16 protein-coding genes are annotated in these 21,332 nt (G+C 54.3%); 6 read left to right on the plus strand and 10 right to left on the minus strand.

Annotated elements, in window-relative coordinates:
* Entirely contained in the window at positions 1–1,233 is a 1,233-nt protein-coding gene (gene trpB, locus NQF89_RS00570; protein ID WP_099026443.1) for a tryptophan synthase subunit beta, read from the plus strand.
* Positions 1,234–1,244: 11 nt separating this feature from the next.
* Positions 1,245–2,060 (plus strand): tryptophan synthase subunit alpha, encoded by an 816-nt coding sequence (trpA, locus tag NQF89_RS00575; RefSeq protein WP_155578958.1) that lies wholly within the window; start codon positions 1,245–1,247, stop codon positions 2,058–2,060.
* A 75-nt stretch (positions 2,061–2,135) separates the two neighbouring features.
* Here the strand turns inward: trpA and NQF89_RS00580 are convergent, their stop codons facing one another.
* Positions 2,136–2,402 carry a hypothetical protein gene (locus NQF89_RS00580; protein ID WP_099026445.1) on the minus strand — a complete coding sequence of 89 codons (267 nt, stop codon included), beginning with the start codon at positions 2,400–2,402 and terminating at the stop codon, positions 2,136–2,138.
* 286 nt (positions 2,403–2,688) lie between these two features.
* Here NQF89_RS00580 and NQF89_RS00585 point away from each other — a divergent pair, with 286 nt between their 5' ends.
* Positions 2,689–4,980, plus strand: a complete 2,292-nt coding sequence (locus NQF89_RS00585) for a heavy metal translocating P-type ATPase (RefSeq protein WP_266137258.1) — start codon at positions 2,689–2,691, stop codon at positions 4,978–4,980.
* 28 nt (positions 4,981–5,008) lie between these two features.
* On the opposite strand, the gene NQF89_RS00590 is transcribed toward NQF89_RS00585, so the two are convergent.
* Together NQF89_RS00590 and NQF89_RS00595 are read right to left on the minus strand one after the other, a co-directional pair.
* Complete coding sequence (locus tag NQF89_RS00590; RefSeq protein ID WP_266137259.1) at positions 5,009–6,214, minus strand: amino acid aminotransferase; 1,206 nt, start codon at positions 6,212–6,214, stop codon at positions 5,009–5,011.
* Positions 6,215–6,223: 9 nt separating this feature from the next.
* Complete coding sequence (locus tag NQF89_RS00595) at positions 6,224–7,927, minus strand: alpha-keto acid decarboxylase family protein (RefSeq protein WP_266137260.1); 1,704 nt, start codon at positions 7,925–7,927, stop codon at positions 6,224–6,226.
* A gap of 240 nt (positions 7,928–8,167) precedes the next feature.
* Here NQF89_RS00595 and accD point away from each other — a divergent pair, with 240 nt between their 5' ends.
* From accD to NQF89_RS00610, 3 genes are all read left to right on the plus strand, one after another.
* Entirely contained in the window at positions 8,168–9,040 is an 873-nt protein-coding gene (accD, locus tag NQF89_RS00600) for an acetyl-CoA carboxylase, carboxyltransferase subunit beta (RefSeq protein ID WP_099026449.1), read from the plus strand.
* A gap of 79 nt (positions 9,041–9,119) precedes the next feature.
* Positions 9,120–10,460, plus strand: coding sequence for a bifunctional folylpolyglutamate synthase/dihydrofolate synthase (locus NQF89_RS00605; protein WP_266137261.1), 1,341 nt, complete (start codon positions 9,120–9,122; stop codon positions 10,458–10,460).
* A 38-nt stretch (positions 10,461–10,498) separates the two neighbouring features.
* Positions 10,499–12,025, plus strand: coding sequence for a replicative DNA helicase (locus tag NQF89_RS00610; RefSeq protein ID WP_099026451.1), 1,527 nt, complete (start codon positions 10,499–10,501; stop codon positions 12,023–12,025).
* Positions 12,026–12,055: 30 nt separating this feature from the next.
* On the opposite strand, the gene NQF89_RS00615 is transcribed toward NQF89_RS00610, so the two are convergent.
* The 7 genes from NQF89_RS00615 to NQF89_RS00645 all read right to left on the minus strand — a co-directional run bounded on the left by NQF89_RS00615 (position 12,056) and on the right by NQF89_RS00645 (position 21,243).
* Positions 12,056–13,033: a DMT family transporter gene (locus NQF89_RS00615; RefSeq protein ID WP_155572652.1), complete on the minus strand. Its 978-nt coding sequence runs from the start codon at positions 13,031–13,033 to the stop codon at positions 12,056–12,058.
* A gap of 42 nt (positions 13,034–13,075) precedes the next feature.
* Entirely contained in the window at positions 13,076–15,313 is a 2,238-nt protein-coding gene (locus NQF89_RS00620) for a TonB-dependent receptor (RefSeq protein WP_266137262.1), read from the minus strand.
* Positions 15,314–15,433: 120 nt separating this feature from the next.
* Positions 15,434–16,660: a Fic family protein gene (locus NQF89_RS00625; RefSeq protein WP_266137371.1), complete on the minus strand. Its 1,227-nt coding sequence runs from the start codon at positions 16,658–16,660 to the stop codon at positions 15,434–15,436.
* A gap of 170 nt (positions 16,661–16,830) precedes the next feature.
* Complete coding sequence (locus NQF89_RS00630; protein WP_266137372.1) at positions 16,831–17,595, minus strand: sulfite exporter TauE/SafE family protein; 765 nt, start codon at positions 17,593–17,595, stop codon at positions 16,831–16,833.
* A 122-nt stretch (positions 17,596–17,717) separates the two neighbouring features.
* Positions 17,718–19,589: an adenylyl-sulfate kinase gene (cysC, locus tag NQF89_RS00635; RefSeq protein WP_266137263.1), complete on the minus strand. Its 1,872-nt coding sequence runs from the start codon at positions 19,587–19,589 to the stop codon at positions 17,718–17,720.
* Between the two features lie 14 nt (positions 19,590–19,603).
* Positions 19,604–20,398 carry a sulfate adenylyltransferase subunit CysD gene (cysD, locus tag NQF89_RS00640; protein WP_266106829.1) on the minus strand — a complete coding sequence of 265 codons (795 nt, stop codon included), beginning with the start codon at positions 20,396–20,398 and terminating at the stop codon, positions 19,604–19,606.
* Between the two features lie 65 nt (positions 20,399–20,463).
* Positions 20,464–21,243: a phosphoadenylyl-sulfate reductase gene (locus NQF89_RS00645; RefSeq protein WP_266137264.1), complete on the minus strand. Its 780-nt coding sequence runs from the start codon at positions 21,241–21,243 to the stop codon at positions 20,464–20,466.
* Positions 21,244–21,332 lie beyond the last annotated feature (89 nt).

Consider the following 21,332-nt stretch of genomic DNA (forward strand, 5'->3'; position numbering starts at 1 on the left):
ATGCCTACAAACACACCCATCACCAGCCAGCTTAACTCCCTCCGCACCGGGCCAGATGAACGCGGGCATTTCGGGATTCATGGGGGGCGTTTTGTCGCAGAAACCCTCATGCCCCTCATGCTAGAGTTGGAAAAAGCCTATGCTCACGCCAAAACAGACCCGGCCTTCCAAAACGAGTTAGATTATTACCTCCGCCATTATGTTGGCCGCCCTAGCCCGCTCTGGCACGCTAAACGGCTGAGCGAGACACTCGGCGGCGCGCAGATTTACCTCAAGCGGGAGGAGCTAAACCATACAGGCTCCCACAAGCTCAATAATGTGATGGGCCAGATTCTCCTTGCCCGCCGTATGGGCAAAACCCGCATTGTGGCAGAGACCGGGGCTGGGCAACATGGTGTGGCCACAGCCACTGTCTGCGCCCTCTTTGGGTTGGAATGTGAAATCTATATGGGCGCCACCGATGTAGAACGGCAAAAACCCAATGTCTTTCGCATGCATCTGCTGGGGGCTAAAGTCCACCCCGTTACAGCCGGGGCCGGCACCTTAAAAGACGCTATGAATGAAGCCATGCGCGATTGGGTAGCTAATGTAGCGAACACTTACTTCCTTGTCGGCACGGTCGCGGGGCCTCACCCTTATCCGGCCATGGTGAGGGACTTCCAATCCGTCATCGGGACAGAAGCGCGTGAGCAAATACAGGAGCAAACAGGCCGTTTGCCCGATGCCGTTATCGCTGCCATTGGGGGCGGGTCTAACGCGATGGGGATTTTCCATCCCTTCCTTGATGATGCAGAGGTCCCCCTTTATGGCGTGGAGGCCGCAGGCTTGGGGCTAGATAGCGGCAAAACAGCGGCCTCTATCGCCCGCGGTACGCCCGGTGTGCTGCATGGTAACCGTACCTATCTGCTGCAAGATGATCACGGGCAAATTACAGAAGCCCACTCTATCAGCGCGGGGCTGGATTATCCGGGCATCGGGCCAGAACATTCATGGCTTCATGATATTGGCCGGGTGAACTACGTCAGTGCGACAGACCAGCAAGCTCTGGAGGCCTTCCAAACCCTTACAAAGCTGGAGGGCATTATCCCCGCCTTAGAGAGTGCCCATGCGGTAGCCCATGCCATTGTCATGGCCCCCAAGATGGAGAAGAGCCAAACCATCATTGTTAATCTATCCGGCCGGGGGGATAAGGATGTTCCCACTGTTGCGGCCCATCTCGGCGTAAAATTGTAAGGAGAGCCATTATGAGCCGCATCAAAGCCTGTTTTGACCGCCTAAAAGCAGAAGGACGCGGGGCCTTACTCCCCTATCTAGAAGCGTTCGACCCTGATTACGAAACCTCCCTTGCCCTGCTGCGCCAAATGCCCGAAGCCGGGGCGGACCTCATCGAAGTTGGCGTGCCGTTCTCCGACCCCTCGGCAGATGGCCCAACCATCCAACTCGCCGCCCAACGTGGCCTTAAAGCTGGTGCGACTCTCAAGGGTGTGTTAGAGCTTATCCACCAATTCCGCCAAGGTGATGACCATACGCCCATTATTCTCATGGGCTATTACAATCCCATCAACCATTACGGGGTAGAGCGTTTTTGCAAAGACGCGCGTCAAGCCGGTGTGGATGGGCTCATCATCGTAGATTTACCCCCTGAAGAAGTTGAGGAACTCGCCCCCTATGCCAAGGCGGAAGGGCTGGACATCATCACCCTCACGGCCCCTACAACGCCTGATGAGCGGCTCAAAACCATTCTGAAAGACGCCAGCGGCTTTGTATATTATGTGAGCATCACCGGCATTACCGGCACGCGCAGTGCTACAGAGGAGCAGCTAAAAGCTGCAATGACACGCCTCCGCGGCGCAACGGACCTCCCTATTGTGGCAGGCTTTGGCATCACCACGCCAGAGCAAGCCCGCACAGCCTCGCGCATTAGCAATGGGGCCGTTGTGGCCTCCGCCATTATCAAAGAGATGGCCGCCACCTATGATGAGCAAGGCCGCGCCACTGCAGCAAGCCTCCCCACCGCTTTGGAGAAAATCCGCTCCCTAGCAAAGGCCGTGCGGGGATAGGCCACAAAAAACCCCGGCCTGTAGGAAGGCCGGGGGCATCATGCTTTATCTATAACAAAGCGTGATGATATAAGCTTACTTCTTCAGCCAGCGGCCGATAGCGCAAAGGCCTGCTAGAGCAGCAACGATGATACCGCCCCAAAGCAGCGTATGGCCAACACATTGGCAACGGCCTTTAGGCTGCTTCAACTCGTTATTCAGCTCATTAAAAGCATGCTGTGCCTGACGTGCTTGCTCATGTGCTTTAGCTTTTAGCGCGTCTGTATCAACAGCATTCCCAGCCTTGTTAAGGGTCTGCTCTGCTTTTGTTTTAAGCGCATCGACATTAAGAGCGTCTGCCATGGGTTTCCCCTCCTTCAACACTGCTCCGCCCCTCTCTTAAAAGGAGCTGATAGACAGATTGAATCTTATAGTTCCGTCAGAAAAATACTGACATTTGGTAAACATAACACCCTCATCATAAAGAATAAGGGGGCCTGCCCTCATGGGAGAGTTCTTTTTTCTGCATATGTCGTGCTAAGGGCCGTGCCACTTCTGCCCCTCCCTAAAAGAAAGGCTTTTGCTACCCCCTGCAAAGCCCTATCATAAATATAATATTACAAACGTCCTCACTCTTAGGAGGCCCTGCGTGCCTACATCCTCCCCATCATCACGCACACTTCTTATCGAGGGTATGAGCTGCGCATCCTGCTCCGCACGGGTGGAGAAAGCCTTAAAAGCTGTACCGGGCGTAACGGATGCTCATGTAAATCTTGCAACACAACAGGCTCAGATTACAGGCACAGCCTCTCAGGAGGCTCTCATCGGGGCCGTCAAGACTGTTGGGTTTGGGGCGGCACCGCTCATCCAACAAGAGGCGCATCGTACAGTACAAGACCGCAAAACACATCGTGAGGCCCAAACGCGCGCGCTCCGACACGATTTATTACATGCGGTCATCCTTTGGTTGCTCATCTTATTTATGAGTATGGGTCACGGCTTTGGCTTTATCCCTGTAGGATGGCGGCCTTGGCTGCAATGGGTGTTTGCGACACTCGCCCTCATCGGGCCGGGGCGACAATTTTATCGGGCCGGTCTCCCCGCGCTGCTCCACCGCACCCCAACGATGAACACCCTCGTTGCCCTCGGTACGGGGGCAGCTTATCTTTATTCCAGCCTTGTTGTCTTTGCCTCTGCCTTATTACCCGCAGAAACACAGCATCTCTATTTTGATACTATTTTAGGCATCATCACGCTCGTCCTGCTTGGCCGTTTGTTAGAGGCCCGCGCGAAAGGCCGTACCTCCGCCGCGTTAGAAAAACTCATCTGCCTCCAACCCCAAGAGGCGCACCGCCTCCATAATGGAGGGGGGCATGATGTCCCCATCGCGCAGATAAAGCCGGGAGATCAGCTCCTCATCCGCCCCGGGGAACGCGTACCGCTGGATGGCGTCATTTTGGAAGGCAAAAGCCATCTTGATGAATCCATGCTGACAGGCGAGGCCCTCCCCACCCCGCGCGGTGTGGGTGAAACCATCATTGGGGGGACGCTAAACCAAGAAGGCGCATTGACCATTCAGGCCACAGCCACGGGGGCTGATACTGTTCTGGCGCGCATCATCAGCATGGTGGAGCATGCACAGGGCAGCAAACTCCCTATTCAATCCTTAGTGGATAAGGTCATTCTCTGGTTTGTGCCCGTTATTATCGCCATTGCTGGGCTGACCTTCCTATTATGGCTCATCATAGGGCCTGCCCCCTCCTTTATCTATGCTCTTACCAACGCTATTGCCGTCCTCATTGCCGCTTGCCCTTGCGCGATGGGGCTTGCGACCCCTACGGCCATCATGGTGGCAACGGGTAAAGGCGCGGAGATAGGCATCCTCTTTCGCAAAGGCGAGGCCCTGCAATCCCTCGGCCATACACGCCTTGTTGCTTTTGATAAAACAGGCACCCTCACCAAAGGCCAACCTCATCTTACGGACATCTATCGCCTTGATGATACAATAACGGAGGAAGCACTCCTCGCCCTCGCTGCGGCTGTGGAGCGACATTCCGACCATCCTTTGGCCCGGGCGATTACCCAAGCCGCGGAGGAGCGGGCTGTAACGCTGCCGCCTGTTCGTTATGTCAGCACCCTCACCGGGTTGGGGATTGAAGCGCAAGATGAGGCAGGCCATCACATCCATCTTGGCAACCATGCTTATATGAAGTCACTCGGTCATTATTCTGCCGAGGCAAACCGCTTGGCTGACACGCTAAGCCAGAAGGGAACATCCCCCCTTTATATGACCTATAAAGGCCGCATCATCGCCTTAATGGCGATTGCCGACCCTATCCGCCCCTCTGCCGCCGCAGCCATCGCCGCGCTAAAGAACGCGCATATCCGCACCGTCATGATTACCGGGGATATTGAAGCCACAGCCCGTTCCATCGCCCAACAGGCAGGGATTGAAGATGTCATCGCGCATGTTATGCCAGAGGAGAAAGGTGCTACCATACAGACGCTACAAAAGCTGCATGGGCCGGTTGCCTTTGTAGGGGATGGCATTAACGATGCCCCCGCCCTCGCTTTAGCCGATACAGGGCTTGCCATCAGCCACGGAACAGACATCGCCATTGAGGCTGCTGACCTCGTCCTCACCCGCGATAGCCTGATGAGTGTCCCTGACGCCATCACGCTCTCACGCTCGACCATGAAGGTCATCCGGCAGAATCTCTTTTGGGCTTTTATTTACAATATCGTGCTGATTCCCCTCGCAGCCGGGGCCTTATATCCGCTGGCCCATATCATGCTCTCCCCAGCCTTCGCCGCGGGGGCCATGGCGTTCTCTAGCCTGTTTGTTCTTGGTAACGCTATCCGGCTCCGTTTCGCCCCACCCTTCTTGCCCGAACAGGCCCATAAATCCAAACGTAAAACCTTTGAAAAAGGGCCTCTTTAACGAGGCCCTTTCCCCTTACGCACTTACTTTACGCGCTGGTGGAGAAAACCGCCGCAAGGGCATTGACCACAGGCGGGAGGTTCTGCTCATTCAGACCGGCCATGCAAACACGGCCACTCCGCAGAATGTAAACGCCATATTCCTCGCGTAAACGGTCTGCTTGGGCAGGGGTTAGCTTCATCATGCTAAACATACCGCGCTGCGCCAAAAGATACTGGAAGTCCTGCCCCGGTAAACGGGTGGAAAGCTGGGTATGTAAACTCTGGCGCATTGCGCGGATGCGCGCGCCCATAGCGGCGACTTCCTCCCGCCAGAGGCGAGCCAGCTCTTTATCATTCAGCACGATATTAACAAGCTGCGCCCCTCGGACTGGCGGGCTGGAATAATTACGCCGTACCGTTACCTTTAGCTGGCTTAGCAGCCGCTCCGCCGTTTCTTCATCCTGACAGACGACCGACAAAGCCCCAATCCGGTCCCCATAAAGGGAAAACACTTTAGAGAATGAGTTGCTCAGCAAAAACGCCATCCCAGCTTTCACCATCGCCCGGGCGGCATACACATCTGCCTCTAACGTGCTGCCCAACCCTTGATAAGCAAGGTCGAGGAAAGGGACTAACCGCCGCTCCTTCAACAAAGGAATCAGCACATCCCATTGGGCCTCGCTAAGGTCTGCACCGGTGGGGTTATGGCAACAAGGGTGCAACAAAACCACGTCCCCAGCCGGAATCTGCCGGATACATGCGCACATCGCCTCAAAATCCACCCCGCCTGTTTTGGGGTCGAAATAAGGATATTCATGCGTTGTAAAGCCCGCCCCAGCAAAGATGGCGATATGATTCTCCCATGTAGGGCGGCTCACCCATAGGTCAGCTTGGGGAAAATAACGATGCAGAAAATCCGCACCAATTTTTAACGCCCCAGAGCCGCCAAGAGTTTGGACTGTGGCAATACGCCCCGCTTTTACAGCCTCGCTCTCCTCACCGAACAACATATGTTGCACAGCCTGCCGATAAGAGGCGAGGCCCTCCATCGGGAGGTAAAGCTCCGGCTTATCCCATGTATTTGCCAACCTCTCATAGGCTTTACGGATGCAGGCTAATTGAGGGACCTGCCCCGCCTCATCATAATAAAGCCCAATGCTGAGATTGACCTTCTCCGCCCGCTTATCCCGCTTAAAATCTTCCACAAGAGAAAGAATCGGGTCTCCCGGCGATTGCTCAACAGAGTGAAACATAAGCGTGGCTCATCCTTTCTGTGCGTGTGTCTGCGTGCTGGCATTGCGCGGGCCTGTGGGGCCGTAATCATAATCAGCCACGGCTATGCCGAACCTCTTGAGAGCCTCTGGCGCGTCCATCTCTGGCAAAATCAGCTCAATAAACACAGCTTTATCGGCCTGCTCTGCTTGTTTGAGCGCATCCTCTAACTCACTCACACGCTCCACTACGAGGGAGAGAGCTTTATCCTCACGGTCGAAGGCATGAGGCAAAGCCGCATAACGCCAATTTGCAATATCGTTATACCGTGACCGCTCCCCAAGAATGAGACGCTCGATCGTATAACCCTTATTATTAAGCAAGAAGATGATTGGCTTCTGCCCATGACGGAGGATGGAAGAAAGCTCCTGCACTGTTAATTGAAAGGACCCATCCCCGATGAACAAAATATGCCGCCGTTCCGGGCTTCCCATATAAGAGCCAAATAAAGCGGGGAGTGTATAGCCAATCGCCCCCCATATGGGCTGGGCGATATAACGCGTCTTTTGGGGGAAGGCTGTCCCCAAAAGGGCAGTATTGCTTGTCCCGGCCTCACCAATAATCACGTCTCCTTCCCGCAAGAAGGCCGCCACACGGGGCCAAAGAGCCGCATGGGTGAGGGCATCATCCCCTTGCCCGGGTGCACTCGCTGCCCCTGTCGCAGGGCGCGCGGGCAATGTGCGTGTGCTAGGGGAGAGTTTTGCTAATAAAGCCTTCAACACCGCTGCCATCGGTGCAGCAGGGATAGACCGCCCAGCAAGGCTTACCTCATGGGCTAAGATATTAATAAAAGCCTCTGGCCGAATCTTCTGCGTAAAAAAGCCCGTATTAATCTCGGTAAAGCGTAGCCCAAGGCCAATCACACAATCGGACTGACTGACAAGCTCCCTTATATCAGGACGACTCGCAGCCCCCACATACCCACCTAGATAATAAGGGGCGGTCTCATCCAACACAGCTTTGGCAGGGGCCGTGGCCACACAAGCAATGACGCCTCGTTCGGCTAAGTCGGCCACCAAGGAGGCCGTGCCGAAACGATCCACATCAGCATCAAGAATCATAACAGGATGACGCGCTGCGGCAAGGCGTGTGGCAATATGCTCAGCTGCGAGGGCCACTTGCTCCGCATCGCCTTGTGAATCCTCCAAGACAAGCGGTGCATCGGGCACCTCAATGCTTAAATGGGTAATGTCCGAAGGAAGTTGAAGATGGACAGGCCGCCGCTCCCGCCAACAGGCTTGGAGGACACGATCAATCTCCTCCACAGCATTAGCTGGGGTGAGGCGCGCTTGTGCGACTGTATATTCAGCCATGCAGCGGCCAATATTACCATAACCCCCATCAGCCAATGTGTGATGCAATAAGGCACGGCTTTCCACCGCATGCAGGGGGGGAATCCCCGTAATATGTACAAAAGGCACACGCTCTGCATAAGCCCCAGCGATGCCGCTAATGGCCCCAAGGTCCCCCACCCCAAGGGTGGTGACCAGCCCACAAAGCCCTGCTGTGCGGGCATAGCCATCAGCCGCGTAAGCTGCGTTAAGCTCATTACAGTTACCAACGAAGCTAACAGAGGGAGCCGCCTCTACCTGCTCTAAGAAGGAAAGATTAAAATCCCCTGGCACACCAAAAAGATGGCTAATGCCTGCCTCTGCCAAACGGCGAATGAGATAATCCCCTATCAACATACGCATGTCCGACTCCCCTCTCGTCTATTATCTTTTGCACATCGTGCCTTCGCGGTCTTTATACCGTGTTTCATACGGCCCTGTATGCCTCTTTTCACAAACAAATGACTAACAAAACCGCCCTAAAAACGTAGAAATACACCTTGTGCAAAGAGAAAGCTGGCATCTTTTCCCAAGCCCGGATAAAGTCCCCCAGCCTTTATAGGCCCTAATGATGCACCATTGCTGGAGAGTGAACAGAATACCATGAGCTGGCTGACCGAACATGTCCGTCCCAAATTACGGAGCCTGCTGCAAAGGGAGGTCCCAGATAACCTCTGGACCAACTGTGAATCTTGCTCGCAAATGATGCTCACTAAGGAGCTTACCCGCAAAAAGAAAGTCTGCCCCCATTGTGGGCACCATATGCGTGCCGGGGCGCATGAGCGTATGGCATGGACCTTTGATGACGGCCATTACACCACCATTGAGCTACCCTCCGTCCCTGCTGACCCGCTGCACTTTCGCGATTCCAAACGCTATACAGACCGCCTCAAAACGGCACGCTCTAAATCCAACTTGGAGGATTCCCTCCTTGTGGCACATGGCAAAATTGGCGGTCATGATGCCGTTGTTGCCGTCATGGCTTTTGAGTTCATGGCCGGGACGATGGGCAGCGCGTTAGGGGAGGCCTTCCTCGCAGCATGTCGCCTCGCTATCTTGCAAAAAGCCCCGCTCATCATCTTTACAGCCTCTGGTGGGGCGCGGATGCAGGAAGGGGTTGTCAGCCTCATGCAAATGCCCCGCACCACCATCGGGGTGGAGATGCTGCGCGAGGCCGGCTTGCCCTATCTTGTTGTCTTTACCAACCCCACAACAGGCGGGGTGTCGGCCTCCTTTGCCATGTTGGGAGACATCCATATTGCCGAGCCTAATGCGCTCATCGCCTTTGCAGGACCGCGTGTGATTCGGGATACAGTGCGTGAAGAGTTGCCTGAAGGCTTCCAACGCTCTGAATATCTCAAAGACCATGGGATGGTGGACCTTATCGCCACGCGTGATGAACTCCCCGCTCTTTTGGGACGACTCGTAGGGATGCTCAGCCCCACAAAAGACGCTCCCGCCCAAAAAGCATCCTAACATTCCATTGCCCCGGCCCTTTCCTGACTAAACGGCCGGGTATGACCCCTCCCCTTCTGAGAAACCCGGATAGGCGATTATGGCAACAAGCCCGCAAACCAACCTCCCCTCTGGTGAGTTCCACGGGCGGACGGGGGAGGTGGTGCGCCGCCTTCAAGAACTCCACCCCAAGCTCATCGACCTCTCCTTAGAGCGGCTAGAACGGCTACTCGCTCGCCTTGGCCACCCAGAGCAGCACTTACCCCCTACCATCCATGTCGCTGGGACAAATGGTAAGGGCAGCACATGCGCCAATCTCCGCGCCATTGCTGAAGCAGCAGGCTTAAAAGTGCATGTCATGACCAGCCCGCACCTCCTCAGCGTGACAGAGCGTTTTCGCCTTGCAGGGCAGCTTGTAACAGAAGATGACCTCATCGCGACTTTAGAGGAGATTGAACGGCTCAATGACGGGGCCCCCATCACCGTCTTTGAGGTCCTCACCGCAGCGGGGTTTTTGCTCTTCTCCCGTATCCCTGCGGACCTTCTCATCCTTGAAGTCGGCCTTGGCGGGCGGTTTGATGCAACAAATGTCATCCCCACAGCACGCGCTTGCATCATCACCTCTATCAGCCTCGACCATCAGGCCTTTTTAGGGGATGACCTCGCCGGTATCGCGCGGGAAAAAGCGGGGATTATCAAGCAAAATGTGCCTGTCTTTGTCGCACCACAGACTGATGCCGTCATGCAAGCCATCACAGACATCGCCACCGCCCATCAGGCCCCGCTCTATCGGTTAGGGCATGACATCACCCTCACAACGCAACGTGATGGGCTGCTTTACCACGATGATAAAGGCACGCTCACACTACCCTATCCGGCCCTCCACGGCCCTCATCAATACGATAATGCCGCCTTAGCCATTGCCGCCCTGCGTCATGCGGGCCTTACGCTGCCGCAAAATGCTTTTGCGGGCATTGCCAAAACCACATGGCCCGCTCGCTTACAGCCCCTCCATGGGGCATTGCATCACGCCCTCCCAACCGGGTGGGACTTACTCCTTGATGGCGGGCATAATCCCGGCGCGGGAGAGGTTTTGGCAAAAGTCCTCCACCACTGGCAGGATCGCCCCCTCCATCTGATTGTCGGGCTAAAAGACAGCAAGGATGTTACGGGCTTTCTCCGCCCGCTCATCCCCTATGCAACCACACTCCAAGCCGTGGCAGAGCCGGGTCAGCATTTGGCTATGCCTGTCCCTACCATTCTTAACGCTGCCCGTGCTGCGGGGGGAGAGGCTATAGCAGGGCCTGATATTCGCACCGCCCTACACTATTTGCGGACCAACCATGCCCCCCCGCACAGCCCCCCGGCGCGTGTCCTCATTTGTGGTAGCTTATATCTCGCAGGCTGTGCCCTCGCCCTTGATGGTGCCACACCGCACTAACCCACCTGCCCCTCACTTTGCATCGTAAGACCCCTCTCATGAGCGACCAAAACCCTACTCCACAAACTAGCCCCACCACAGACCAAGGCGGGGAGTTACAAAGCCTTTTACAGCGTGTCCCCCCTGCCAATATGCAGGCAGAGCAAGCCCTCTTAGGGGCGATTCTGACCAATAACAAAGCCTATGAGAGCGTGTCGGACTTTCTCCACCCCTCTCATTTTGCTGATGCTGTCAATGCTCATCTTTATGAGCTTATCACTCGGCGAATTGAGCGTAATGGCGGCAAAGGCGGGGTGGACATCATCACCATGCGCGGGGATTTTGAGGCCAGTGCCACCCTCGCTGCTGCGGGCGGGACGGAGTATGTTGCTAAGCTGCTCAATGCCATGGTGGGGATTGTCAATGCGCGCGATTATGGGAAGGTCATCCATGATTGCTGGGTGCGCCGCCAGCTCATCGGCATTGGGACGGATATTGTCAATAACGCCTTTGGGGCACGCCCTGACCTTGACGGACCAGAGCAAATCTCCGCCTCGGAGGAAGCCCTCTTTAATCTCGCAACCGATAAAGGCCAAGAAGGTGGCTTTCTCGTTTTCTCCCAAGCCCTAAAGAGTGCGCTGGAGATTGCCGACCAAGCCTATCGTCATACGGGCGATATTGTGGGCCTCACCTCCGGCTTACGCGATTTTGATAAAAAAACAGGCGGGTTGCACCCCTCCGATCTGCTCATCCTCGCTGGTCGGCCTGCTATGGGGAAAACGGCCCTTGCGACAAAAATCGCCTTCTCCGCCGCACGCGCACTGATGCAAGAGGCCCAAGACGAAGGGCTTGAGAGACCGCGCGGAAGTGTGGCTATTTTCTCCCTTGAAATGTCCTCCGAGCAATTAGCCACGCGTATCCTCTCCGAGCAAGCAGAGGTTTCGGGCGAGCGCATCCGCCGTGGCGATATTGGCTCGAAGGATTTTGACCGCTTTGTCCGTGTCGCAACGGAGCTACAACGCCTACCGCTGCATATTGACGATACACCGGCCATCTCCCTCTCCGCTATGCGAACGCGCTGCCGCCGCCTTGCACGAACACACGGGCTAAGCCTTGTGGTGGTGGATTATCTCCAGCTCATGCGCCCTGCCATTGGGACACGGCCCGATAGCCGCGTGCTGGAAATCTCCATGATTACACAAGGGCTTAAAGCCATCGCAAAAGAGCTAGACGTCCCCGTGATTGCGCTCTCCCAGCTATCTCGCCAAGTGGAATCACGCGATGATAAACGCCCCATGCTCTCCGACCTGCGTGAATCAGGCTCGATTGAGCAAGATGCGGATGCGGTGATGTTTGTCTATCGTGAGGAATATTACCTCCAACAGCGCAAACCTAAAGATTCCACTTATTCCAGCCCGGAGAAGTACCAGCTTGCGCTTGAGGAATGGCAGCGCAAAATGTCGCTTGTCCATAATAAAGCCGAGCTTATTTTGGAGAAACAACGCCACGGCCCCACAGGCACCATCCCCCTCTATTTTGAAGGGGAGTTCACCCGCTTTGGGGATTTAGATAGCTTCCACGAATAACCACCGCCTCACAATGCTGCGATCCGCCCCTTAATCATGAGGCGTTTCCGGCAATGGCGGGGTGATAACTGCTGCTGGGGTAGCCGCAATGACCTCTGGGGAGGGTTTACGCTTCCACCACCAGCCACGATGAATCATCTTCTCAAAGCGAATCTTCTGCCGCAGCCAATTCAGCATGCCAGAGAAGGTAACGACCAGAATCCCAATCCCATCCCACACATCAACAGGTTGATGGAAGATGAAATAACTAAAAGCCACAATCCAAGCCATCTGGCTATATTGGGGCAAAGCCACGCGATTAGCCGGGGCGATGGAGGCCGCCAACATCAGTAACAACTGCCCAGCAGCGGCCAAAAAGCCATAACCAAAAAGCAATAGCCATTCCGCCACTGTATGAGGGATGACGAAATGCTTCGCCATCAAAATCCCATCCCCCACTAACGGCCCAAACAAGCTAGAACCAAACAAAGTAAGGCGGGACGCTTCCTTCCCCGCAAAGCGATAGGCAATCACACTCACAGCGGTGGACATCGCGGCTAAGACCGCACAAAGATGGCCGAAATTAAGGGCCTTCATACCGGGGCGCAGGACAATCATCACCCCGACAAACCCCAACAGAACAGACAGCCACGCCCAGCCCGTCACCTGCTCTTTAAGGAATAAGACCGATACAATCGTCACAAAGAAAGGCATAAGGAACATGAGCGAGAGGGCCTCTGGCATGGGTAGAAGCATAAAGGCTTCCACACTAGCTGCTGTAGCCACAAACACCGCCGCCGCTCGTAACAGCCAAAGCCATGGATGGTTGGAGAGGACCAGCGCGCTATAGGATTCCTGCGGTCGCCGCAATGTTGGGACAATCAAAAACCCAAAGACACCACCAAAAAAGGCGACCTCAAAAGGGTCCAACGCCCCTGCCAACCCTTTGGAGCAAGCATCACTGATGGAAAAGAACGCATACCCAATAAAAGCCAGCACAATGCCAGACGTAAAGAGTATCTTCCGCATGAAACCCCACTCCTTGGTACATCAATCATGGCTGCACCAGCCTTAGAGGGAGAAAGACACCCCCCCCATCACACTCCGCCGCAGCCCGTATTGTGGGGCACCAACCCCAATGCCGCTGCCATCGCGTAGCATATAATGCTTATCAAACAAGTTGATAACATCCAAGCGTAGCTGCATGTTATGCCCCCCTAGTGCAGGGACATGACAGATATGCTGTACCAGGGCGAGGTTAAAGGTCACATAGCGCGGCACATGCGCCCCGTTGGGGATGTCCCCAGTTGCCGTCTCTTTATCCTGCCGTAACCCGCTACCATAAACCATCGTCCCAGAGAGATGCAAAGGGTGATTCGTTTTACGAAAAGCCGTATAAGCTGCCCCCGCTGAGGCCGTTACACGTTGATCATGGTCTAAATGCACCCAATGATGGCGCATATATTGGAGGTCATCTTCATCAAAGTTCCATTGCGCGGAGTTAATATCCTTCCCCATCGCGCGGGAGAGGGCAACATTGCCATATAAGCTCCACGGCCCAGCCTCATAATCGGTTGTAAACTCCACCCCCCGCACATGGCCCCGGCGGTAATTATAGGCCGTCAAAATCACCGGCGCGCCGAACTGCCCTTCATCCAAAAGATTTTTCGCATCCTTCCAATAAGCATCCACCCCGATGGACCAATGCGGGGTAAGGCGTTGGATAAAGCCAATATCGTAATAATTATCCCGCTCTGCTTTCACGCGGTCATTTTGATAATGCGCTGGGGCGGCCGATGTATTGGCAAACCGGCTGAGGCTAGTTGTGCCGATGGTCTCAAAAGGTGGGGGGGTTAAATAACGCGCACAGCCAACATGAAACCGCCCACCACGCCACGGTGTCCACACCAAAGAAATGCGCGGGCTAAACTGATGGGCATGGACATATTCCTCCACACCATCAAACCGCGCACCAAGATTGAGGGTAAGCTTACGCGTAATCTTCCACTCATCTTGAATATACGCCCCATATAGAGCCCCGGTCTTGCCTGATGAATCATGCACATTCATCGGTTGAGGGATGATGCTTCCATCCTCTGCTAAGGGATACACCGAGGCGTTACTTTTACTCACCACCCGCTCCCCATAGGCTTGCACCCCACCGCGCAGCGTATGAGCATGGTTAAGACGCCATGTTACATCACTTTGCACCCCGCTAGAAAAGACCGACCGCGCCGCTTGCTGCGCTATGCCGTTATAAACAAGGTCCCCCACCCAATCGGGCGAATAACGCATAGAGCTATAGCGAAGAATGGCTGATGTCTGAGCACTAACAGTCTCATGCTCCTCTTGCCATGAGAGGATAGCGAAGTCGGTAATCTGCTGCTGATGCTCATCCAGATGGCTACTATCAGGCGCGTTTGCCTGCATAGAGAGTGCATTATCTGCCTTAAAAAGCGGGGTTGCAAATTGATGTTGTTGGCCGGGATTATTAGGTAGCTGATACCACGCATTGGATATCCCCGCTGTAAAACTAAAGCGCGTCTCTGGCCGGAGGGTATAGCGCACATGCCCTAGGATATGATGCTGACGTGAGAGATCGTGAATCGCATTATAGCTGGGGATGGTATTCTCTATCCCCACCCGGTCATGAATCATATCAGCGGTGATAAAGCCATCCCACTGGCCCCAATGCCCACCATATTGGAGAGAAGGCTGCACATAATCCCGCACCCCGCCATAGCCGGAGAGCATTCCGCCCTCATCCGACACACCATTTTTGGTTTGAATATCAATCACCCCCGCTTGGCGAAACCCATATTCCGCCGGCAGAACGCCCGTTGTCAGGCTCATAGAATGGGCAAAGCGGGTCATCAAAGCCTGCCCGAACACATTCACCCCTTCTGGTAAAGCCACACCATCCAGCCGGAATTGAACATTATTATGATCCCCCCGGATATGAATCTGCCCATAACTATCCTGCGTAACACCGGGGGCCTGCAAAAGGATGCTGTTAAGGGCAGCATTATCCCCGCCGGGATTGGCCTCTATAGCTTTGCGGGAGAAACTTGTCTGCGTGGCCCCAATGGCAGGTTGCAAAGCTTGGCGCGCTTGGTCCAACCGCCGCGCTGTCACATGGATGTGCTCCTCCTGCGCACTAAGCGGATGTGCCTCCTCTTGCCCCTCTGCTGCGTTATTAGCATCACGCTGCACAGGCTGACGGCTCTCTTGTGCCCATATTGTAGGCGGTAACATCCCTCCCACAACCAAGGCGACATAAACACCCCCGCCCCACCGCTTTACCGCCATGCCACTCTCCACTCCTTCACGCACGCATCCTGCTTCGTGAATAATGTTATGTTATACTATAACATTTGTGAAGCCCTCATCCACAAACCAACGGACCCAACAACAAAAAGCTAAATATTCTTATTCACTCACCACTAATTTCGGGAAAAGACGCCCGTGATAATTCTTCGGCAAGCCTAATTTATATGGCTCCCGATTATTCCTCGTATCCTCTACAACAAATCCATCTTTTAAAAGAGGCTCTATTCGGTTTCGTGCCGTTTTGACTGAACATCCTAACACTCTTGGCAAATCGCCCTTATTAATTGCATCTTTTATAAAGAGAGTTTTTATAATCTCCAAAGCATGCTCTCTCTCCTTACCTTCATAAAGGCCTTTAATAACAGACTCATAGCGTTGCTGTAATTTCTGACCATTAAACTGTGTTCTCATAAACTTAACTTGGTCCAAAGCAACACGAAGGAACCACTCACAAAACTCTTCTAACGCAGATAGAGACAATGTACCTCGCCCATCTGTATCTCCTCTACGAAGTACGTCCGCTTTTTGCATATAATTTTTATATTCAACTGAGCGGTTCATTCCTTCTAACCCACGCGCTAACCCCCGTGAGATAGACCATAAACCATCTACACCTACATCCATCTTACGAAACATCGCATGAGAAATCAGACGCCCGACGCGTCCATTCCCATCTATAAAAGGATGAATATGATTAAATCTATGATGCGCAGCCCCCACCGCTATAAGGGAGGACACGCTGCCTCTTCGATTCATCATTTTTGTATAACGTTCAGCATAATAAGCCATATAGCTCCCAACATCTTCTGAGCGTGGCGGCTTATGCCTGCCAACCATTACATCCTCCGCAGGGCAACTTCTAAAATAACCAGGTCTTATATCTTGGAAGGTCCCATCAGGTCTCTCGGAGCGCAAACGCTCCGGTCCCGCTCCTTTATAAAAGTTTTTGTGTAAATATTTTATAAATTCTAAAGAAGCAGGCGCAACGTCCTCTCCTCTTTCAAAGAGATTATCTATTTTTTCCTGCAATTCAACATGAGCTATAGCCTCATCAATGAAATAATCATGACTCCCCCTCTCCTTTTTACTTTCCATAGCTTTCTCTATATCAGCAGGACGTGTATTATTTCCTTCTATTAAATTAGAATAATAACAATTCATTAATCTAACCATATGCCGTAATTGCTTACGCATATGCGATGAGCGCGGTAGCTCCTTGTCAAAATCTCTCGCTTCGGCCAACAGCTCACCGGCTAAATCTGCCAATTTCGTTGGTGTATTTTCCTCTGATACAGAGAGCGGTTCAACAGACGCAACGGTCAACATCAAAGCGTTATCCAATTCCAACTAAACTTGATCCATATATCTCCCTTAAACCAAAAGCTGTAGAGTTTTTTCCACAAAAAAATCCATAAAAAGACTCCATACACAAATCTTTCACTCTATCCCTTGATCAACCGGCCTTTTCATCCAATTATCGTATGATAAACTCCCACTTAGATCGTCTTCACGCCAATCAATAACAATAAGCTTCCTAAAATGAGCCGTTGCCATCGCTCTGGGCAACGGCCTGCGCAATGTGTGCCGAGCCAAATACCGGGCAAGGAGCCGCTTAAAAGCAGCAACAATGTTGGCACAATAACATCACCCTCCACCCAATGGCCTGCCCCGGCAATGAGTGTGAGGGGGATAGCATGAGCAATATCAATGGCTACGAGTTCACGCAGTGGCAAAGTGGGGTAGAGCATCACCAGCACGGCCATACCAATCGCCCCGGCCCCCACGGAGGAGAGGCTCACCATGCAGCCCAGCACAAAACCTAGCACAACCGTTAGCACCCGCGATTGCACCGGCCCACCAAGCTGATGCCGTAAGACCCATGCTTTTAAGGTGGGACGAAAGAGAATGGCAGGGGCGGTTATTAATAAGCAAATACCCAATGAGACACGAATAACCTGCGCCATTTCTTGCGGGGAGCCTATATGCCGCAGCCAAAGGAGCGCGACTGCCACACCGGGAAGGCTGCCAGACATCATCCACAACACGATAGACCAACGCACCGGCCCACATCGCCTATGTAAAAACGTGCCAAACAACTTCGTCATCGCGGCATAGATGAGGTCCGTCCCCACCGCTGCTTTAGGATGAATCCCACAAAGGAGGATAAGCAGCGGGGTCATGAGGGAGCCGCCGCCAACGCCCGTCATACCCACTAAAAACCCCACTAACGCACCGGAGATGACATAAGCAAAATGCTGCATCACCCTATCCTCCCTTAAAGGAGGGGCTTACCGTAATGGGTAAACTCCTCCCCTCCCGGCCTTTGCCTTGGCAAAAACCGGCTTCTTTTCCCTAAATAGACAGTCCTTACGGCCTGAGCGGCTTACCGTACGGCTTTATGCACAGCGTCTATTAAATGCTGTACGCTACGGGCCACATCCCCATCACCGGGGACAATGACATCTGGCGTCTCTGGTGGCTCATAGGCAGCGGATACACCGGTAAAGGAGGCAATCCGCCCCTCCTCAGCCTGTGCATAAAGCCCCTTCGGGTCACGCTGGCGGCAAAGCTCTGGTGCGGTATCAACAAAGACCTCATGCCAATCCTCACCGATAATCGCCCGCGCCATGGCACGATCCTGCGCTAAAGGCGACACCAAAGCGACCAACACAATCTGCCCACTCTCTGCCAAAATCCGCGCCACATGCGCGACACGGCGGATATTCTCCCGCCTATCCTCTGGGGAGAAGCCGAGGTCGCTACACAAGCCGGAGCGCACCGTATCGCCATCTAACACTGTGACATTCAGCCCTTCATGGCTGAGAGCCTCCTCAGCATGGCGGGCGATAGTGCTTTTGCCAGCACCGGGTAAACCTGTCAGCCAGAACACAGCACGCTTATGCCCGCGCAACCCTGCCCGAACAGCCTCACTCACACCGCTTGCTGTAGGATGAATGGCATGCGCCCCATCCGCCAACGCAGCTGGGCCGATAAGCGGTGCCCCACCGACAATCTTCTGATGCCGGTCCACCAATACACCGCGCCCATCTGGCATCCCCGGTGCAAAGGGATCGAACAAGATATTCCGTGCGACCGCCAACGTAATCTCGGCAAAACCATCGGGGGGAACTTCATCAGCGGGGCTGAGGGTGAGGTCATCCAGATTCACCACCGCATCAATCGCCGCAACCGTCACGTCATATTCCGCTGTGGCTAAACGTAGGCGGAAGCTTTCACCCACATGCAACGGTTCACCACGCAGCCAAAAGAGCCGTGTTTTCAAACGCGCCGCTTTCAATGGGGCAGCGGCTTCATCCCCCGCAGGAAAGAGCAAATCCCCACGGTCTGGTACGAGGTCAGGCTCTAAGCGCAAAGCAATGGACTCACCAGCACCTGCAACAGGCTCATGCGGGGCATGCCAACGGCAGACCTCCGCCACGGTGGCCTCCTGCCCTTGCCCACCAATCACCAGCCGGTCCCCCTCCCGCACTGTGCCGCGCTCAATACGGCCTGCGACATAACGCACACCTTCAAAACGATACACATCTTGCACAGGCATACGCAAAGGCAGCGCATGACGAGAGGCTGGCGGCTGAATCTGCGCTAGGGCCTCCAACAAGGTTGGGCCTTTATACCATTCTGCCCTCTCCGAGCGGGTAGCGATGTTATCGCCATCCCGTGCCGAAGCAGGAATGACCTGCTTAACATCAATCTCCAACCGGGCTAACAACTGGCGAATATCGCCCTCGACCTGTTTAAGCTTTGCCTCATCAAAATTGATGCTATCAGCCTTATTAAGCAGCACAATCACATGACTAATGCCGATGAGCCGTAGCAACATCGCATGGCGGCGTGTTTGCTCGCGCACGCCCTCAGCTGCGTCAACCACCAGCACGGCAGCCTCTGCATCCGCTGCACCAGTAATCATATTCCGTAAAAATTGCCGATGACCCGGCGCATCGACAATCACAAAATCCCGCCCATTTAGCTGGAAAGGAATGCGCGTGGAATCCACCGTCACGCCTTGGTCCCGCTCAATCTGAAGGGAATCGAGCAGGAAGCTCCATTCCACAGCAAGGCCACGCTTACGGCTACTCTCGACAATCTGGACGAGGCGGCCATCAGGCAAGCTATCTGTATCGTATAACAAACGGCCAATCAGGGTGGATTTGCCATGGTCCACATGGCCAACAATCACAATCGGCGTGCTAACACCGTGACGAACCTGCGTAGAAGATGAATGAGGTTGTGTCATCGTTAAAGCTCTCCTCACAAATAGCCAGCAACGCGGAGACGCTCAAACGCATCTTCTGATTCATGGTCCATAGCGCGGCCCGCCCGCTCGGACGTGCGGCTTGTCTCAAGCTCGGCAATAACCTCCGCCACGGTGGAGGCTTGGCTTTCAATCGGGCTGGTAATGTCTTGGTCGCCTAGCGAGCGATAACGCTTGCCATCTTTTGCGAAATAGAGGTCCACTAGCGGAATATTCTCGCGCTCAATATACCGCCAAATATCTAGCTCCCGCCATGCCAGCAGCGGATGAACACGCACATGCATCCCCTCCTCATAAGGGGTAGCATATTGGTCCCAAAACTCTGGCGGTTGGTTCCGCACATCCCATTGATGGCTCGCCCCGCGCGGGCTAAAGACGCGCTCTTTAGCACGGGTCGCCTGCTCATCCCGCCGGATACCAGCCACAACACCGCGGAACTTATGCTTATCAATCAAATTCGCTAACCCGACCGTCTTGCGTGCAGCAGAGCGTGCAGCGGGGGGGAGAGACGGGTCCATCTCCTCCACGGGGGGACATTCCCCTAAAATGAGGTCTAAGTTCCATTTTTTGGCGTATTCATCACGAAACGCATACATCTCGGGGAACTTCTTACCCGTATCCACATGCATCACGGGGAAAGGCACATGACCCATAAACGCCTTACGCGCGAGCCAGACCATCACGTTACTATCTTTGCCTAAAGACCATAGCAGGGCCATAGGCTTCAACTTGCGATAAGCCTCCCGCAGGATGAAGATGCTCTGGGCCTCTAATTGGTCCAAACCATCCATAATATGTGCGTCTTGCAGAGCCATGCCTGCTCCCTTTCCTTACTGATAAGCCCGATAGTCGGGCGTCATTCTACAGGTCGTTCCGCTAATAAAGCCGTGGCTGAAATCTCTTCCTTATCCGCACCGGGTGGCGGCGTAACGGGCACAGGGCGATGTAGGCCACATTCCGTTTTCGCAAGCCCAGCCCAGCGGCCTGCGCGGCTATCCTCACCCGCACCAACGGGCCTTGTGCAAGGCTCACACCCAATAGAGCGATAACCACGCGCAACAAGAGGATGAGCAGGCAAGGCTTTCTCCTTCATAAAGTCAGCAATCTGCGCCTCACTCCACCCAGCAAGGGGGTTAAGCTTTACACTGCCATCCGCCTGCCGCTCAGCCACTGGGAGGGCTGCCCGCGTGGCTGCTTGCATACGCTTACGCCCCGTCACCCAAATATCAAACTCTGGCAGAACAACATCTAAAGGCTCTACTTTACGCAGGGCACAACACGCATCAGGGTCGAAGGCCACAAGCTGGCCCTCCGGGTCACGATACTCGACCTCTTTACGCGCAGGCTGGAGGGTGCGGACATCCTCCAACCCCAAATGCTGGCTTAGCTCATCACGATAGGCCAAAGTCTCCGGGAAATGCCGCCCTGTATCGAGGAAGAAAACCGGCACGGCTTTATCCTGCGCGGCAATCTGCGCGAGTAATACGGCGGACTCCGCCCCAAAGGAGGAAATCACCGCCACGCGACCGGGAAAACGTGCCAAAACAGAGGCCAGCACACGCCCTGTTTCCTCCTCTGACGCAGCAACAACCCCCTGATGAGGGAGAGCCTTATATTCATCCTCCGAGACCGCCACGTACCCTGCTCCTGCATCTTTAATACGATAAAAAAGAGAGTAATTGCATAATCCACTAACTTCAATGTGTATTTTATATAAAAAATGAA

It is taken from the genome of Bombella pollinis, assembly GCF_026385485.1.
Lineage (GTDB): Bacteria > Pseudomonadota > Alphaproteobacteria > Acetobacterales > Acetobacteraceae > Bombella > Bombella pollinis.

Coding starts and splice junctions, on each gene's coding strand:
- trpB (WP_099026443.1), top strand. CDS start 1: ATGCCTACAAACACACCCATCACCAGCCAGCTTAACTCCCTCCGCACC.
- trpA (WP_155578958.1), top strand. CDS start 1,245: ATGAGCCGCATCAAAGCCTGTTTTGACCGCCTAAAAGCAGAAGGACGC.
- NQF89_RS00580 (WP_099026445.1), bottom strand. CDS start 2,402: ATGGCAGACGCTCTTAATGTCGATGCGCTTAAAACAAAAGCAGAGCAG.
- NQF89_RS00590 (WP_266137259.1), bottom strand. CDS start 6,214: ATGTTTCACTCTGTTGAGCAATCGCCGGGAGACCCGATTCTTTCTCTT.
- NQF89_RS00595 (WP_266137260.1), bottom strand. CDS start 7,927: ATGCGTATGTTGATAGGGGATTATCTCATTCGCCGTTTGGCAGAGGCA.
- accD (WP_099026449.1), top strand. CDS start 8,168: ATGAGCTGGCTGACCGAACATGTCCGTCCCAAATTACGGAGCCTGCTG.
- NQF89_RS00605 (WP_266137261.1), top strand. CDS start 9,120: ATGGCAACAAGCCCGCAAACCAACCTCCCCTCTGGTGAGTTCCACGGG.
- NQF89_RS00610 (WP_099026451.1), top strand. CDS start 10,499: ATGAGCGACCAAAACCCTACTCCACAAACTAGCCCCACCACAGACCAA.
- NQF89_RS00615 (WP_155572652.1), bottom strand. CDS start 13,033: ATGCGGAAGATACTCTTTACGTCTGGCATTGTGCTGGCTTTTATTGGG.
- NQF89_RS00620 (WP_266137262.1), bottom strand. CDS start 15,313: ATGGCGGTAAAGCGGTGGGGCGGGGGTGTTTATGTCGCCTTGGTTGTG.
- NQF89_RS00625 (WP_266137371.1), bottom strand. CDS start 16,660: ATGTTGACCGTTGCGTCTGTTGAACCGCTCTCTGTATCAGAGGAAAAT.
- NQF89_RS00630 (WP_266137372.1), bottom strand. CDS start 17,595: ATGCAGCATTTTGCTTATGTCATCTCCGGTGCGTTAGTGGGGTTTTTA.
- cysC (WP_266137263.1), bottom strand. CDS start 19,589: ATGACACAACCTCATTCATCTTCTACGCAGGTTCGTCACGGTGTTAGC.
- cysD (WP_266106829.1), bottom strand. CDS start 20,398: ATGGATGGTTTGGACCAATTAGAGGCCCAGAGCATCTTCATCCTGCGG.